This is a genomic window from Halorientalis salina (assembly GCF_005049285.1).
GTDB lineage: Archaea > Halobacteriota > Halobacteria > Halobacteriales > Haloarculaceae > Halorientalis > Halorientalis salina.
On sequence record NZ_SOSC01000021.1, the window covers coordinates 1 to 16840 of the forward strand.

Annotated in this window: 15 protein-coding genes; 9 read left to right on the forward strand and 6 right to left on the reverse strand. The window is 54.5% G+C overall.

The window, feature by feature from the left end; all coding sequences use genetic code 11:
• Positions 1-362 precede the first annotated feature (362 nt).
• Entirely contained in the window at positions 363-857 is a 495-nt protein-coding gene (locus E2481_RS18315; protein ID WP_136718600.1) for a hypothetical protein, read from the forward strand.
• 858 nt (positions 858-1715) lie between these two features.
• Here the strand turns inward: E2481_RS18315 and E2481_RS18320 are convergent.
• Positions 1716-2531 (reverse strand): hypothetical protein, encoded by an 816-nt coding sequence (locus E2481_RS18320; protein WP_136718601.1) that lies wholly within the window; start codon positions 2529-2531, stop codon positions 1716-1718.
• On the reverse strand, positions 2531-3562 hold the full coding sequence (locus tag E2481_RS18325; protein WP_250137893.1) for a PQQ-binding-like beta-propeller repeat protein: 1032 nt from the start codon (positions 3560-3562) through the stop codon (positions 2531-2533). Before E2481_RS18325 ends, E2481_RS18320 begins: the two co-directional genes overlap by 1 nt.
• 792 nt (positions 3563-4354) lie before the next feature.
• Here E2481_RS18325 and E2481_RS18330 point away from each other — a divergent pair.
• Positions 4355-5143, forward strand: a complete 789-nt coding sequence (locus E2481_RS18330) for an alpha/beta fold hydrolase (RefSeq protein WP_136718603.1) — start codon at positions 4355-4357, stop codon at positions 5141-5143.
• Between the two features lie 235 nt (positions 5144-5378).
• On the opposite strand, the gene E2481_RS18335 is transcribed toward E2481_RS18330, so the two are convergent.
• Entirely contained in the window at positions 5379-6332 is a 954-nt protein-coding gene (locus tag E2481_RS18335; protein ID WP_136718604.1) for a DUF955 domain-containing protein, read from the reverse strand.
• A gap of 123 nt (positions 6333-6455) precedes the next feature.
• Here E2481_RS18335 and E2481_RS18340 point away from each other — a divergent pair, with 123 nt between their 5' ends.
• Positions 6456-6758, forward strand: coding sequence for a PadR family transcriptional regulator (locus E2481_RS18340; protein ID WP_136718605.1), 303 nt, complete (start codon positions 6456-6458; stop codon positions 6756-6758).
• Position 6759: 1 nt separating this feature from the next.
• Here the strand turns inward: E2481_RS18340 and E2481_RS18345 are convergent, their stop codons facing one another.
• Positions 6760-7032 carry a hypothetical protein gene (locus E2481_RS18345; RefSeq protein WP_136718606.1) on the reverse strand — a complete coding sequence of 91 codons (273 nt, stop codon included), beginning with the start codon at positions 7030-7032 and terminating at the stop codon, positions 6760-6762.
• A 462-nt stretch (positions 7033-7494) separates the two neighbouring features.
• Here E2481_RS18345 and E2481_RS18350 point away from each other — a divergent pair, with 462 nt between their 5' ends.
• Positions 7495-8385, forward strand: coding sequence for a DUF4352 domain-containing protein (locus E2481_RS18350; protein ID WP_136718607.1), 891 nt, complete (start codon positions 7495-7497; stop codon positions 8383-8385).
• A 49-nt stretch (positions 8386-8434) separates the two neighbouring features.
• Positions 8435-10282 (forward strand): hypothetical protein, encoded by a 1848-nt coding sequence (locus E2481_RS18355; protein WP_136718608.1) that lies wholly within the window; start codon positions 8435-8437, stop codon positions 10280-10282.
• A gap of 103 nt (positions 10283-10385) precedes the next feature.
• Here the strand turns inward: E2481_RS18355 and E2481_RS18360 are convergent, their stop codons facing one another.
• On the reverse strand, positions 10386-11429 hold the full coding sequence (locus tag E2481_RS18360; RefSeq protein ID WP_256867919.1) for a hypothetical protein: 1044 nt from the start codon (positions 11427-11429) through the stop codon (positions 10386-10388).
• A gap of 154 nt (positions 11430-11583) precedes the next feature.
• Here E2481_RS18360 and E2481_RS18365 point away from each other — a divergent pair, with 154 nt between their 5' ends.
• Positions 11584-12696, forward strand: a complete 1113-nt coding sequence (locus E2481_RS18365; protein ID WP_136718610.1) for a hypothetical protein — start codon at positions 11584-11586, stop codon at positions 12694-12696.
• Positions 12697-12725: 29 nt separating this feature from the next.
• Complete coding sequence (locus E2481_RS18370; RefSeq protein ID WP_169302500.1) at positions 12726-13607, forward strand: DUF4352 domain-containing protein; 882 nt, start codon at positions 12726-12728, stop codon at positions 13605-13607.
• Positions 13608-13842: 235 nt separating this feature from the next.
• Here E2481_RS18370 and E2481_RS18375 read toward each other — a convergent pair whose 3' ends face one another.
• Complete coding sequence (locus E2481_RS18375) at positions 13843-15168, reverse strand: protein kinase domain-containing protein (RefSeq protein WP_136718612.1); 1326 nt, start codon at positions 15166-15168, stop codon at positions 13843-13845.
• Between the two features lie 803 nt (positions 15169-15971).
• On the opposite strand from E2481_RS18375, the gene E2481_RS18380 reads away from it, so the two are divergent.
• Both E2481_RS18380 and E2481_RS18820 read left to right on the forward strand, forming a co-directional pair.
• Entirely contained in the window at positions 15972-16298 is a 327-nt protein-coding gene (locus E2481_RS18380) for a hypothetical protein (RefSeq protein ID WP_136718613.1), read from the forward strand.
• 90 nt (positions 16299-16388) lie between these two features.
• Entirely contained in the window at positions 16389-16775 is a 387-nt protein-coding gene (locus tag E2481_RS18820; protein WP_169302499.1) for a hypothetical protein, read from the forward strand.
• Positions 16776-16840 lie beyond the last annotated feature (65 nt).

Below are 16840 nucleotides of genomic sequence, written 5' to 3' on the forward strand. Positions count from 1 at the left end.
GGCGGTCAGCCGCCGACAGCGACAGCTCCGCCTTCGATCAGCGTTGCTCGACCGCTACCGACGACAGATGACAACAGAACAGGTGGCTCAGGTCAGGCTAACTGGCGATGCTTTGTGAGGTACTGAGACTATCTGCAGTATCAAGCATCAATCGACACACAGTCACTGTTGGTAGAAGCCGATACTGTCGTGTCTATTGGGCGGTGACTGGTGTATAGCAGAGAAACAGTATCGATACCAGAATTAACCAAGAGGGGACCGCTTTGACATAATTCAGCTGGCATGCGACAATCCGTTTACAAACAGTGACGCTCAATCAATCGGAATGATATTTTATCTCCATCAGGAATTGGGCGATAAGAATGGTCTCCCGCCGAATGATCGCTCTCCTTGTCGGGCTGAGTCTCATTGGTGGCTATCTCCTGTACGGATCCGTCACAGGAACCACCCAGCCGACGCTGACTGTTGAAAATAACGACACCACGTCGTATCAGCTGTCAGCATACACTGTCGAGAGCAGGGAGAAAGCGATGTACATGAACTTCCGAGTCACAACCAGGGAGGGCGAACGGCGGCTCAAAACCCTCTCACAGTTGGTCTGGTCTGACAGGGATCGAAACGTGACGCTGGCCGATGACGGGATTCCAGAACAACACATCACCGTTGCCCCCGGTGAGGAGGTGACGACGACGATCGATGGATGGAATCGGGGCGACGTAACCGTATATATAATCGAGGAACACCGAGGTAATGAGACGCACAGACAGACGGCAATAAAAACGTGCACTAAACCTGGTCAGGAACACAGTCTGACGTTAGAGGAAGATGGGTCCAGTGGCTCTTCAACGTGTGCCTGAGGGGGTTACTCAGCAATCGAACCGACTTCGGCTCATTGGCTCCTGTATGAAACAACCGTTAGCCGATGTGAACGCACAGGACAACAGCCAATAAGGTCACTGTGTCGGATTCCGTAACGTGGTTTGCATCATCAGTTTCAAGAACGCTATGATTCGATCCGGTATTATTGCTTAGTACAGCGCGCGTATCTCGCAGATGGATTCGCTTAGATTGGGTGCAATCGGGTTGGTCAGTACAATGACTCACAGATCGGCTAGTTGGAGATTCATTGGCTGTCTTCCAAAAACCATTCAGTTCTATAATTTGAAAATACTACTATGAAACGACGACAGGTTCTCTCTTTTGCTGGTGGTTTGGGAACCAGTCTACTAGCGGGCTGTTCCTCCAATGACAGCACGGAATATGCGACGATGCAGGAACTCAGTTTCGTAAATCCGCACTCTACCCCTGTCTCAGCGGAGTTACGGATAGAACGAATAGATACCGATGAAGTCGTTCACACTGAGACTCGTGAACTGACAGTAGACCCTGATTGGATTATCCTCGATTGCGTCTGGCCAGATGCGCCCTTGACAGTAATGGTCCGTCCTGAGGATGGAGAATGGAATAGATTCAACACGAAAGATCGGAAAGGCTGTGTGAGTGTTGTAGCTGAAGTGAGGGACCAGAGAGCGTCATTTTACGTGCATAACGCTGAATGCCCTATTGATGACCCGAGTTGCCATACTGATTAATTCGCAGACACACTGAGTAACAGATTCGCGGAGACAGCACCGAAAAAGGCGAATTCCTCCGGGTCTACACACGACCCAAACAAAGCTCTCGACGAGATCCAGAACGTGCTTTCCTCCGTTGATTCATTCGGATGGGTTCGCTCCTACGGCACCAGTTTCGGTCGAGGTGAGAACCCCCAGCGCAACGGCGTGGACCGGTGCTACAAGTGCCGTACTCAGAAACGCGCCTACGATCGGGACAGTCGCAAGTCCCCAGTAGGCCAGTCCGAGGACAAAGATGAGACCACCAATGGTCATGCCGTCGCCTCGTGATCGACGCCGGCTCTGTCGAAGTGCCGGCATAAATCCACACCCAGACACCAGAAATGCGGGGAACAGGAACAGACGGACGAAGACGAAAAGGAGCACAGCCAGTAACGCGAGCCCGAGCAGGAAGCTATCGAGATTGATGGAAGAGACACCCAGGACTCGGGGGATCGATATGATCGAGATCAGTACGATCAGATACCTGCCCAATGCCCGAAGACGAGGCTGTATCTCGAGTGCCCATGCTATCGTCAGCCAGCCCGCGGTACCGACTGCAAGCGGAACGACGAGTTCAAGCCCCACAGCCCAGAGAAAATACGGCGTCTTGAGGTCGATCAACGCATCGACGTGTCGAGCCGTTCGTGCGACACCATGCGGCAGCACTGAATACTGGAGACTCACTGATTGACTGAGTGCCTCCGATGCTGTCGCCGGAATCGGGTCGTGAGTTCGAAGCCAGTCAACTAATGCGATCAGCCCACCCACGGCAAGAAATGGGACGGCGAGCACTGGATCGCGACGAATGCGTCGGAGAACAGTCCGCAACACGCCCACAGTGGACAGTCGAGTCGTCTGAGGGAGCTGCCTAATGGGAGCGTCCCGCTCGGTCCCATCATTGTTTTCACCAGGCATTATGCTTCCTCCAGTGCGAGAATCCGGCCACGATTGGCCAGGTACAGGATGCCATCACCGACCATCGGTGGCGAGAGCGGAACTTCCGATGGGTGATACTCGAAGTGCTGTTCGCCCGTGGCGACATCGTATGCTTCCAGCGCCCACAGCGAGTCTACGGCGTAGACGCGATCCTCAGCAACGACCGGCGTTGTCTTTCCCGAGAACGGTGCTGTCCACTGTGTTTCGCCAGTCGCCAGTGATAGCGCATGCAGCGACTCCTGTTCATCGGCAACGAAGATCGTTCCATCAGCGACTGCTGGCGCACTGTCAGTCACATTCCCTTCGAGGTTGCGCTCCCAGCGGAGCGACCCGTCAGACCGGGCTCGCAATTGGACCGATTCGCGCGTCGGGATGACAACGCCTTCGTCCGTTGCGACTGGTGGCAGGACCATCTGTTCGCCAATCTCACGGTGCCAGTGTTGCTCGCCAGTATCTGCGTCATAGGCAGTCGCCTGTTTCGGCCAGGCAGTGACGAACACGCGTCCGTCGTACACCGCGGGTCTGTTGTACGTGCCACTGACGGGATCGTTTTCGTGATGGGTCTGACGCCACTCAACCTCGCCATTGTTTGGATCCAGCGCGACGAGTGAATTCGTCCCAGGGACTGCCGTGTAGATCGACCCATTCGCGGTGATTGGTGTCGCGGACTCAGCTGGCCCGAAGTACCCAGGCCCAGGTGATCGTGGCCCGGTCCATCGCTCGCCACCCACCGTCCGATCTGTCAGGGGAACCGCCTGTCCCCCACCGGCGTTGAGCCCGAAAATGCCGCCGGATGCAGTTATTCCGAGTGTCTTGGTCTGATAGATCGAGACGGGCGCGACCGTTGGACTCGATTGATACGGCCCCTGCAGGCCGAATTGTCGACTGCCAGTCTCGCGATCGAGTGCAAGGAGTCCATGGCCACCGGCGTAGATCGTCTCACCGTAACTGATCGGCTCGGTACTCCCGCGGAACCAGTCTGGTGTCTCGTGTGTCCATGCGACTGCCACGTCATCTTTTGGACCTGATGCCTCGGGGTTGTACCCGGTTCCAGGCGGATCATACCTGGCCATCGGCCAGTCGTAGGGAGACTGGCTGTCTGCGTGTCCCTGCGTCGCGAGAGTCGCAAGGCCAGCTGAGCCAGTAAGCCCCAGAGCAGACAGACCGAGAAATTGACGTCGTGAGGAGGGCATCTGTTCGATTATTTGCCATAACTACAATTATCGCTGTCGGTCCCCACCCACTCACTGTCGCTGTCCACTATGCAATGAAGACTTCCAGCATCCGGCGCGCGGAGCGAGCCGTTTCACCGCCAGGGCGAGGTAAAACCCCCGCGATGGCGGCCTTTGGCATCAACGGTTCAGTCGTGGGCGATATCCTCGAATGTCTGTAATCGACCTGCTATTCGTCGGTGAGTGCCGCTGCTGACCAGGATGGGTATGCGTCTGGAGACATCGTATACCGGCACGCCATGGACGGCGTCCAGCTGGTGAGCGCAGCACAAACTAATTAAGAACTCTCGTCTGGGCTAGCTTATCGAAGACTTGGCTGATGGACTAGCGGTGCCGTCGACGAGATGTACTCGCTGAACATATCGATAACGGAGAGGCCAAAATTGACAGATGGTGGATGTATAAAACTCGCCGTGCGAGATACAGAGGCTGAGTACAGCAGATACTGATAGACCCTTTCATAGCCGTTGCTGGATCTATTGCTCAGTGAACCTGCACACGTTCCAGATAGATTGGGTGGACACTGTAACAACATCTTTAAGAAACTGAATTTAGGTATGTTGAAAAGCGATGCCCCCTGAATCGCAGCCCTCCAATCCAACAGTTCACACTGTCCAGTCGTCTGATGGAACAAGTATAGCATACGAGAGTGAAGGGAACGGCCAGCCGTTGATTCTCCTCCACGGCGGATCTGGGACTCGACGGGCGTGGGACACTCTCAGGCCGCATCTTATCAACGAATTTAGTTTGTACGTCCCGGATCGGAGAGGACGAGGTGACAGCAGTGACGGTGACAATTATAGCCTTGCCCGCGAAGCAGCTGACCTCCGAGCGCTCGTTGACGCTGTCAGCGGAACTCCAGTTGTACTTGGACACTCGTTCGGTGGACTCGTTGCTCTCACAGCCGCACCCGAAATCGCCATCGACCGTCTCGTACTGTATGAACCGCCCGTATTGGTAGACGAACACAGTGAGGACGATTTAGCTGCTCGAATGGAAGCTCGTCTTGAAGCCGGTCAGCGACAGGCTGCAATGCGATTGTTTATCGAGGAGAATGGATCGGTTTCTGATGTTGCCCAGTTGCCCTGGTGGCCCGAAGAGGCAAATCTCCACCTCACTGAGACCGTGATCCGGGAGAACTACGAGGTCGAAGCGTTTGACATATCCGATGTGCCAGACATAGATGTTCCAGCAGTACTCCTGACTGGTGAGCAAAGTCCGGATCATCTTCGTGCCGGTGTCACTGCTTTGGACGATCATCTCGATAGGAGTCACCTCATCGAAATGGAGAATGTAGGGCACGTCGCCACGGAAACAGCCCCGGAGAAACTCGCCTCTATCATCAAATCACGGACATAAGCACTTTCTACGGACACAGAACTGTATTGAAGGTTTGTTGTGCGTCTCTTGGATGACATTGGTCTTCGGAGATATAGCGTTCAGAGAACAGAGATTATTTGCTTTTTGTAGTGAGCGACTGATTTGATTCGAACTCGCCAACTCGACAGTGCGACATACGCGCCGTGTATACAGCAGGATGGTCTTGTAGTTTTTCAGGGGAGAATCCAATTACTCAACTGCTTTCCATTTACCCTCACTCATCGACAGCAGTGATCACTTTCTCGGCAGTCCGCGAAATTCGAGCGAGCCGATCATGGATCGTCTCGGGTGCATCCCCATCCCAGGCAGCCAGGTAGAACTTGGAGTTGTCCGCATCGAGGCCGAAATACCGACAGACGATGTAGGCGACGGCCTCTGCTTCGACTTCCAGTTTTGCTTCGTCTTCGTCGGCATCCGGCTCGAAGTGGAGGATGGCGTGTGCGAACTCGTGAATGAGTGTCCCTGCCAGGTCGGCACTGTTGTCCCGGTCGACCACTTCGATTACTGGACGGGTGGTGGTCGGACTCCGCCGTTCGCAGACACCGGTGGCGTTCCCATGTGTCCAGTCGGATGGGTCGACGATCTCGATATCGAACCCGAGCGTCTCGCCAGCGTCGAGCAACGCGTCGACGAGACCATCCGACTCACCGTAAGTGTCCGTGTGTAGTTCGGGCAGTGGCTCACCATCGGTTTGGGAGATGTCGAACACCGACGTCGGCTTGAACCCGACGAGCCCTTCGGACCACTCCTCGGGATCTGTCTCGTCGTAGTCGCAACCGGACTGTTCGTGATACGATGGCGAGTTTTCGCATTCGGGACAGCGGTTGGTAATGATCGGTGCCCAGATCCAGATCGCGTTTTCGCCTTCCTCGACGTACCGGTCGAACTCGTTTTTCCACGTCCAGAACCCAGCGACTTTCGTGGCCTCGGGGCACTGCAACTTGATGAGCAATGTGTTCCGGTGTGAGTAGTCGTGAAACTTGCTCTGAACGTCCAGCCACTCCTGAAACTGCTCGCTCGCGAGCGCCTCGTCGGTGAGGTCTGCGAGGTCTGCGATCCAGGCGTCCAACTGCTCGCGCATGTCGTCTGCACGGCCGTCGGAGTCGTCGAAGGATGTCGTCTGTTCGAGCGCCTGTTCATCGGTCGTGTCTGTGTTTGTCGTCGACATCGGTGTTACTGGAACGCCCACATCGGGACGCTCCCTCACCCCCTCGGGGAGAATAAACACCGGCTGGCGCGCTCTCGCAACAGAATTCGACAGCTATTTTCATTCCAGATATGATTTCCAGCTATGCACGATTTGACGCCCTTCCAGCGTGATCTCTTGTACGCTATCGCGGGCTTGGACGAGCCAAAAGGTCTGGCAGTCAAAGACGAACTGCAGGAGTATTACGAATCCGACATCCATCACGGGCGGCTCTACCCGAATCTCGACGAACTCGTCGACAAAGGCTTCGTTGAGAAGGGACAGATCGACAATCGGACCAACAGCTACTCGATTACCGGACGTGGTCGCCGCGAACTCGAAGCCCGCCGTGAGTGGGAACAGCAGTACGTCGATGACGGTGAGCTCGAAAAAACTGTGACAGCGTAGGTCAACTGTCGCTGTCGTCTGCTGCTTGCCAGCCTCGGTGAAAGTACACCAAGGCAAGATCGCGCTCGAACTTCGTCCCTGTCGGGGTGTGGATCAACAGTTGCTCTTCTGGTTGCACAGCGACGATATGCTGCTCACGAAGTTCGCTCACGATCTGTGCGGCTCGTTGCTCGTCAATGGAGAGAACATCCTGCCGCCGTCTGTTGCGGTCTTGGGCTAGCTGACGGCGCTCGAATCGTTCATGGTCGTTTGATGTGTCGTCGTAGCTATCCATGCCTGCTCCTGCCTTGGGGAGAACAAACCGGCAGGTCCTGGTATAGTGAGTTGCAGGCTCGTTCGCCTCTCTAGAACTATATATCGTCGATTCTTGTGTATTCGCAGTACATGGGTGTAGACAGTGCCGACAAGTTCTGGTCGATCAGGACCTCGGCCACACTAAGCCACGTGGCCGCGATGTCCGCGATATACCGGTATGGTTGCTCCTACTCGTCTCAGCGTTCGGTCACGATGGCTGGATTCCTGTCTGTTCTCACCGTCACCTACACTGTCTAATCAGATGGTTGGGGTTATGGCCAACGGGATTCAGCCGAAGTATCGAGATTTCCGTCGAGTTTCATCACCTCGCTTAGCTATGTACCAGTTCGAATTATACACATAATTGAGCATTTATAAACTAAGCTGTTATTTTCAGGCAACCAAAGGACTTTACTCTGGCCACCTGTCAGGTTGAGCCGTTGTGAATCTGAGGGACGTCCTCGAATGGATACTGGGCGTGGTCGTGACAGGGCTCGGTGCCATCCTGCTCGTCGCTCCACCGGTTGGCATCCCGATTTTTCTGGTTGGGCTGTACATTTTGCCACCGGTTCGGCGGCGCGTAACGATCGATATTCCAGCCGTGTGGCTCGCAGGCTGGCTCGGTGGAATCTGTTTACTACTTGTCGGTGCTGTGGCGATGCTCCGGGTCCCACTCGGGGGCATCCTTGCGATTGTAGGTGGCATCATCGCTATCCCGGCGCTCAGAGAACAGATTGTGGGTTGGCTGAGTGTCGACCCAGGCCGTATCACGGTCGCAGTGGTTGTCTTGCTCGCCGCCGCCGGAGCAGGGGCCGTATTTACCATCCAACAGGACGAATTGTTCAACCGCTCAGCGGAGACACACGACATCGGGGACCAGTTCGTCGTCTCGACCGACGATAGTCAACTCAGAATGAACGTCACGCATGCAGTGACAACCCGACCGCTCCGGTTGAAAGACCATCCCTGGGAGGACCCAGAGCGGGACACGTTCCTCCTGATCACCATCCAGATCACCAATACTGGCGAGGAAGCAGTCGCGTTCGAATCGGAAGACATCGCGGTCATCGGGACGGATGGCAACACGACCTTCCACCCCAGTGATGTATCGAGAAATATTACCAAGTCAGGTCGATACCGTGCGCCAGGAATCTCATTCGAGAACGAGACGGCTCGTATTCCGGCCGGAGAGACGGTCAACCGGACGATTGCATTCGACGTGACGACTGGACACACGTACTTGTTCACGCTACTGCCGACCGCACAGGACATGACGGAAGACAGGCACTACGTACCGCTTGGAGACGTGACCGGGGGCGAAGACGAGGCGTAAACTGAGAGCATGACTCTGACACTGACTCGTGACCGACGCAGGTGGACCGATGACTGAGGACCGTTCCACACGACGGCAGTTTCTCCGGACCAGCGGGGTCTTGGGATCACTGGCGCTGGCCGGCTGTAGCAGCACGTTCAACGAACAGGTCGGCTCGACGCCACCGAACCCCGAGACGACGGGCGAGGTAGACCAACTCGGGCGCGTCAACGTCGTGACGACATTCGGCGCACGCACGATCCCCGACTACTGGTCGACTATCGGGGGGCCGGCGGCGTCGGTCGAAGGCGTGGCCACCCGCTCGTTCGAGGGGTCAACGGCGTTGAAGATCGCACTCGGCAGTATCGACCATCAGGTACTCGGAATCACGACCAAACCGAAGGGGATGCCCCTGCAGGATGGTGACACGTTCTTCGCGTGGGTGTACACGCCGACATCGGGGGGTCAGTTACGGTTCGGCCTCAATTACTCGTTCAAATCGGGCGATACCTTCATTGGCACGGTGACCCCCGCACTCGAATTCGACGACGGCACCGTGGTCGGTCGGACCCGTGATGGGGACGGCAATCTCACGGAGACGACTGTTAGCACCGATTTCGGACCAGGACAGTGGATGCGTCTCGAACTCACAATGTACCCATCCAACAACGAGGTCGTCTTTGCTGTCGCCGACGACTACGGCAAGCGCGACCAGACCGACCCCCAGTCGATCGGGAGTGGGTTCGATGGCGAGTACCAGATCATCGTGCAGGGTGACCAGTCGACCGACGCGACCTTCTTTGTCGACAACGTCACTGCCGGGCCGTACCGTGAGGACGCGACACCGACGGGTCCCCCGTCAGACGAGAATCAGAGTGATGATGACGGGAGCGAGACCGGAGGTCCCCAACTAACCGCCACGGGCTATCCACAGATCACACTCAACTGGGCCTACTACGTCGACGATTTGCTTTCCGACGATGTCTGGCGGGACCTAAATATTGCTGACGCGGAGGGAGCACCACAGCAGGCGCTATCTCTCAACGCTGTCAGTATCACACGTGGCGGCGGCGCTTACTACGAGGAGTACCAGACTCCCGATGGCGCGAGACAGCGTCTCGATGTCGACGAGGGCGAGAAAGCGTCCCTGTACTACATCGGGAACACCACCGAGGTGACTGCCCGCTCGTTGATCACTGTCGACGGGTTCCCACACGACTGGCGCGTGTTCGAGGACGAAAACGATGTGTACGCACTGACGCGCGCAGGTAACCTGGTCGCTGGTGGGTACCTGCCGACGGACACCTACATGGACCCGAGAGACACGCTCATCGAGCAAATCAGAACCCGAGAGAAACCGGAGGCCGAGGGGATGGCATCGCATCCGTTCGATGTCCTGAAACGGTTTGAGACGCAGTACGGCTACGAGACCCTCGACCTGGCGGGCAACACGGCAGCGAGCGTATCGATGGATAGTCTCACGAAGTCACGCGCCAGGAGTCTCGTACGGGAGTGGTACCCTGACGACCGATACGAGGAACTCGACGTCGGCGAGATCGAATTCAGTGGCGTGCCAGTCGATGCCTACGAGGGGTACGAGGTGACCAGTGACACCTTCAGAAAGAACTTCGACTGTCGCGTGATCAGTTGGCACTCGGCGGAGCGTGCGACGCAGTTCGCTGAACAGATGCTCCAGCAGAGTGACTGGACGTTCGATCCGATTTTCCCTTCGGATAAATTGGATGATCTGTCGTCAAGCATCGGACCATATGGTAAGTCCAGTACCAACCCACCTAACTGTGGACTGGTCACCGAAGACGGAGTCCAGAAACTTCGAAAGGTGGCCACTGCCTTCGACGATGAGAATCATGTGACTCACGACGTGTACTCAGGAACCCTCACGATTGTCCGGGTCTGAGAGTTCATGGTGGAAACCATTCACAAGTCAGCAGACCGGATTACGCGGGTGATGTGGGCAGTTGAACCATAGCATCTTTTTGTTTATAACAACCATTGGAGACTCAGCAAGTCGACTGTCTTGATTCGTTTGTAACTCTCTTCTTAGGGATGACAGTCGCAATCCGATCTGATCGATATTCAACCCGATACCTGCTGTGTGAATTCTTGATCCGATAGGTACGAACCGTCGCAATGCATTCGAGAGCGTCGTCTGGGTTTTCCCAGGTAAACTTGTAACCGGCAACGATAGCGTCGTCAACGCACTCGCCGACCTGGTGGGTTGGCCCGTCCCACTCGACATGAATCTCTCGAGTGCTGTTCGGTAGCTGAACCATCCGCTCTTGAGCGACTGGGACCATTGCTGGATCGAGTACGATACGACCAAGCGTCGCAAGGCCCTCGGCACTGATCTTCCATTCGGCACCACCCCCGTAGAAGATATGTATTGTTCGATCACGGACCTGATCGTACTCGGTTTCGAGGATTTCGACACCTTCTACCTCGGTTAGCAACTCGACGAAGTGGTTCGCGCCGGCGAGTACGTGGGAGTTCTCTTCTTCGATCTCGATTGCTCGGCCAGCTGGCGTAATCGTGCTCGTTCGCCGTTGGTTCTCGTCGGAGGGACAGTCAACGGGGAAGCAACTGCACAGCAGCGTGCCTTCCGGCCCTGAGAGAATCCACGGCTGACGACTACAGGGAATCACAGAGTAGTCCGACGCATCGTAGCGGCCACCGCCTGTCAGCACGCGGAACGCTTTTTCAAGTGCTTGACCGTCGGTCCCGTAGCCGTATTGGTCAGCCTGACCGTCGACGAACGAGACGTACGTGTCGATTTTGTTGAAGCCGTCGAAGGTATCTGGGATTGCCCACACCTCGCCGTCACCGTACTCGTCGACGTAGGCCGCCACGTCACCATCAGTCACCCATCGCACCTGCTGAGGGGTGACATGGCCAGCACCGGTTGTGATCGTCGAGGTTGATCTCCGAGTAGTGAGCCCCCATTCCTCGTCGGCTGTTTCCCACCGGACGCCATCTCGATCTGGAACGGAGGTAAGCCGAGAGCATCGGGCGACGGCGACTGCCGAGGGATCGAGGTTGCTGTCCATACTACTGAACTTCGAGAGTGTGGAGCGCTTGTTTGCCATTCGATTTCTCCGGTCTCTCCGGAGAAAACAAACCCCCTGACAGCATCGCCGCCGGCATAAATTTCAGATTGTTACTTCAGTAAAATACTAATGGACTTGCAAATGTTGTCCGAATATGAAGAAGCAGCAACACTCGCTTGCGAGACGTCGACTCCTTCAGGTGGGGGGAGTTGGGGTCGGCTTTGCAGGCATCGTCGGTTTGAACGGTGCATCCTTTGCACAACTGTTCCAGTCTAGTGATATCGAGGTGCCAGACCGGGTCGCGCATCTCTACCGGCCGCAAGAATTGCTCGGTGCTCCACACCAGTTATTCGCGTCAGTGGATGTCTCAACATTGCAACTGCACCTCTCACAGTTACCGGAGCGACACGAAAATTCAATCCGGAGTCTGACGGTTGCTGGTGTCTCTATCGATGATATTTCCAGCGTTAGTGGCATTTCATCGGCGTATTTTTCACACCCCGAAGGGGCTGGCTCCGCCCACATTACGGGTGATTTTGACGTTGATGAGATCGAGGCCGAGATACGGTCGCTGGATACCGTTCAGCAGTCCGAGACGGTTGGACAAAACACGACCTACCGTGCAGCAACTGATGAGATAGCAGCAGAACTGGCTATCAGTGATTCGAGCCTGATTCTTGGAGGGACAGTCGGTACAGATGTGGATCCAACACGGGCGATCAGGCTACTGTCCGAAGCGAAGACTGGTGATGCGAAACGATACTATCTCGACTCGTCTGTCGGTCGTGCGCTGATCGATACAGTTGTGGACTATCCTGCAATCGGTGGGGTCGAATCGAACCGACTTGCTCCACTCTCAGAAGTTGGCCTTGAGAAAACGGTACAGAACGAAGTTCTCGAAAACCTACAGGGAATTGGAATGGGTAGCCGGCCCGTTGATGAATTACTCTCGACGAGAACAGTCCTGAAATACCGCTCAGATAGCCCACCTGTCTCGTCGGTTGCGTCCCTCTTGGAAGACGCACAGAATGCGTATCCGTCCATTGAGGCGGGTGTCTCCATCCAATCAGTCCGGGAAGATGGCTCACTCGTCATCGTCGAGACAGAGATCGATCCGAGCCAAGTTTCGCTACCCGATGAGATTGACGAAGACACACTGAGTCAGTTCCTGTTACAAGCCCCCGCACTCACGCGGGATAGTCGCGTCTGGACTGAGATTCAGCGGTACCTTTCGCTATTTCAACCAGAGGAGGGCATATCTGCATGACATCCGACAGAATGCGTCGCCGGCGACTGATGAAACTCGGCAGTATCGGAATTCTCCTCGGCGGGGCAGGGGTCGGATCATTAGCTGCACTGAACGAGTCGAATCCAGACCAGGCAGCTGACTCAACAGTGTCATCGCCGACAGCAAGTGGCTCTGAAAACCTTGATCAGTCCGGCACAACGTCACATGATGAATCTTCCTCTCAGCAGGGCCAAACAGGGGACGGAGCGGATGCATTATTCCAAGTTTCGGAACTTCGTGCACCATCCGAAGTCGAAATTGGAACCGAATACACTGTTGAGGTCGTCGTCACAAACACAGGCGGTTCGGACGGGACGTATAATTCAGCGGTCACAGCCGATCCCCACCAGGGCACTGATCGAACAATCCCGGTCGAACTGTCTATTCCTGCTGGCGAAACACGAACCCAGACGCTTACAGAGACGATTCAGACTCTGAGTACCACGAGCTATGAAATCGACCAGCAGCAAACAGCAGTCACGGGAAAAAGACGGACAGAACCAGTCGGCACACCGGTAACAAGTCGGGATGTGCGAATAACGGTCGATAATCTCTCCGAAGAAGGAGAGACATATCAGGGGTACGAATCAGAGAATGGAAAATTCATTGTTGGCGAGATAACTGCCCAGAACGTAAGTGATGAGTCGGAAATGCAATATCTTCCTGCCTATCTGAATTTCAATCTCTTTGATCCTCAACGGAACAATCAATACGAGCCAGTAAGCTTAGGTATAGAATTTGATAATTATGAAACTGCAAACGTTCGTTCAGGCGTGAGGAGAAGTGGACCGATTGTTTTTGATGTTCCGCAAAGCATCGAGTTGAATGACCTAGTTGTCTTTTATCACAAAGAGATTCCTGAGATTATAATTGAGTGGGAGATCTCTTGAACTGAATTAAATAGAGTTCACAAATCCAGTGGTGTCACAGAAAGCACGTTTATGAACTCAGTGCTGCTTGCACCCTTGAGTTGTAAGTTCAATCTTCCATCAAGATTTATATGGTGATAATTATTGACACAATCATCGTAATCAGCGCAGAAAATACATTCAACAGCGCAGGACAACTCCACCGATGCTCACCGATTGGTGATGATCGATCGGAGAGCAATAGCTTACCTACCGTTCACTCTCCAAGGCGTGTGGTGACCGCTCGGGGAAGTCTTTCATCTGTCCGAATCGCTTGGAGCGCTTTCCTGAACTCGGTGATCGAGTCGTACCGCTCTGTCTTGTCTTGTTCGAGCGCCAGTCCCACGGCCGCATCAACTACGCCTGGTAACTCGGGTCGTCGCTCGCTGGGCACCGCGAATGATCTCTCACTCATAACCTGTTGCATCACCTCGAACGGACTTCCGGTTACCGGTGGTTCTCCAGTCAGCAGGGCGTACACGAGTGCGCCGGTCTGGTAGATGTCTGTTAACTGGTCTGGATCGCCGAACTTGCCCGAATCAAATTGCTCAGGACTGGCATACTCCACCGACAGTCCTTCCATGGTGCCGGTTTCCTTGGCTAGCGTCCGGGCCAGTCCCCAGTCGGCGAGTTTCGGCCACGGCCACCCGTCTGTCTGTTTCAGTAGCACGTTCCCCGGCTTCACGTCCAAATGGACTCGGCCCAACTGGTGGGCGATTTCCAGGCCCCTGCAGACACACTCTCCGACCCACAGTGCCTGTCCCACCGGCAGCCCGTCGGGGTGTTCTCCTAACAACACCCTGAGATCGCCACCGTTCATGTACTCCATAGCGATCCAGGGAAGGCGATCTCCCGTATCGATTAGACCGACGATGTGTTCAGACCGCTCCCAGCGCTGTTTTTCTCGTTCGTGGGCGTCAATTATCCTCCATGTTTCCGCGCCCTCGAAGAATTCCTCGACGGCCTCCTGAGTCATCGTCTCTGATGCTGCTGGCTCCCGAAGCGCCACCGCCTCCGGTGGAGTCTTACTATCGGGGAGTCGGACCTTTTTGATAACGGCCTGTCCGCCATGACCGAGGTTTTCGATAGTCTGGAAGTCTTCAGACGAGAGAGTGCGTCGCCTGGGGCTACGCACTGCCTGCAGGCTTGGAATATGCTCCGTTCCAGCCTCAATCCCCTCCAGATGAACCTGAGGTGGCTCTTCTGGAATTGAAGAACGGTTCATTTCAGGAGCGCTCTTGGATGGCTGGATTCCGCGATTCTCTAGTCTTGATGACGTAGTTATCGCGTACAGGTTGTTGTCGTCACTCCCAACGTACACCGTCCCATCCACCACCGTCGGCGAAGACCTGACCCTATCCCCAGTATTGAAGGACCACTGCTCGGTACCGGTGGCCGCATCTACCGCATACAGGTTGTCGTCGTTACTCCCGACGTACACCGTTCCATCCACCACCGTCGGCGAAGACCTGACCCAATCCCCAGTTTTGAATGACCACTGCTCGGTGCCCGGATCACTATCTGGGTCATCTTGGGATGACATTCAGTACTGTGTAACTTTTTCCGGATGATAAAAATAGTATCGTGTCTTGTGCTGCATACGCGCACTGCATCTCACACGAATGGCTCTGACAATACTCGTATGAATTGACTCTTCCAGTGCGCGACTCAGAGGATGCGTTCAGCACTGCGCGCCAGAAATAGGAATGGTATACATCGCAATTTGTGGTAAACTACGATTTTCGCCGAACGGTATGATATTCCTCGCCGGGAGGATACACTACCGTGTATCAGCCATTGCAATTGCTCTAATTAAGAGATTTCAGCAACTAATCTCCAGATAGAACGTGCGATTAAGTCATTCCTATATCAGTTTCACATTTTGGGCACTGCCAGATCTGATGTCTTGAGTAGTCTGGGTGTTCTATCGGTTCTGGTGGCTTACTGGATTGGCCACAATTTGGACATGACATACAGATAGAACTAACAACGACTTTGGTAATTAATTTTTCCCCGCCTAAGGGGCGTTCGGTCGCGGGATGTCGACCCCTTCTAGTGGCAGGATTAACAAGGGGGTTTACCGTCCCCCGTAGAGGCACGGGGAGTGTTACATTCGCGCGTTATATTTTTTAGAGAAATATTCAATCCATGATAAGTGAGTTAGTGAACTGAGAACCTATAAATTCACACTTGACGAACCACTCAGAGGCGGAATTATCTCGTTCTTGTGAGTGTTCTAACTTAAAACACAGTGAATATCCGAAGGAAAAATTAAGCACGTGTTATTAGTGGAATAAAGATACGATGGTGGTTAGCAGTACGAAGTTGGGACTAGGGGGTACAGTAGTGCTTCAGTCGACGGGTGCAGACCAGGCGGGAGAGGCAGTCTGCGAGACTGGATTCGGCGATCTGATTGTTATCGGACTTGGACTCGTCACGATTTTCCTAGTTATGCTCGCTGTTTACCGGGGCACACTCGCCTTCAATAAATATGGTAGCCCGCGGACCGAAAAGAAGCGTGAAGGACAAGAGCAGCTCAAAGGCGCGGGTATCACATTGATGGGTGCATTTATGCCCGGGATTTTCGCTACAATTCTTGACCAGGTTGGTCTTGTCACGCTCTCGTGTGTCGACCTAGGCAATGTTCTGGTTACTATGCCGGTTCTATTCTGAAAAGTGAAATATCAACGAACGATTCCCTAACCATCCAAATAACACCACATGAGCCGATGTTCGCACCTCTCTCTGCTTCTAGCATTGTTAGTGGTACTTGTGGCGTTTCCAGGGGTAGCAGCAGCTCAAAACGGTGGTGGAGGAATTGATTTTCCCTCTATTAGTGATATTAAAGATGGAGTTCGTGAGGTGATAAACTCCTCACTTGGGCCAATTGAAACAGAAATAAACGGTATTCAGAACTCCATCTCGGATTTATCAAGTAGCATCGCAGAACTCCCACAGCGGATTTACGATAGATTACCCGATATTGTCACAAATCCTGTTGGGACAGTCCAGGACTGGGTGAGTGGTCTTCTTTCGTGGGCCGTGTCAGGATTTGTGGGTTTGTTTGGGGACATCATTGCTCTCGCAACCATCGGTTCTAGTTTAGTGGCGGTCAAAGGCGAACTCACCCGATTCAACCTGGCTGCGTAACCGTTGCCTGTGTGGATTTGGATTCTGCGACGCCCACAGCAACAGCTCGTCCAAATCCGGCAGTT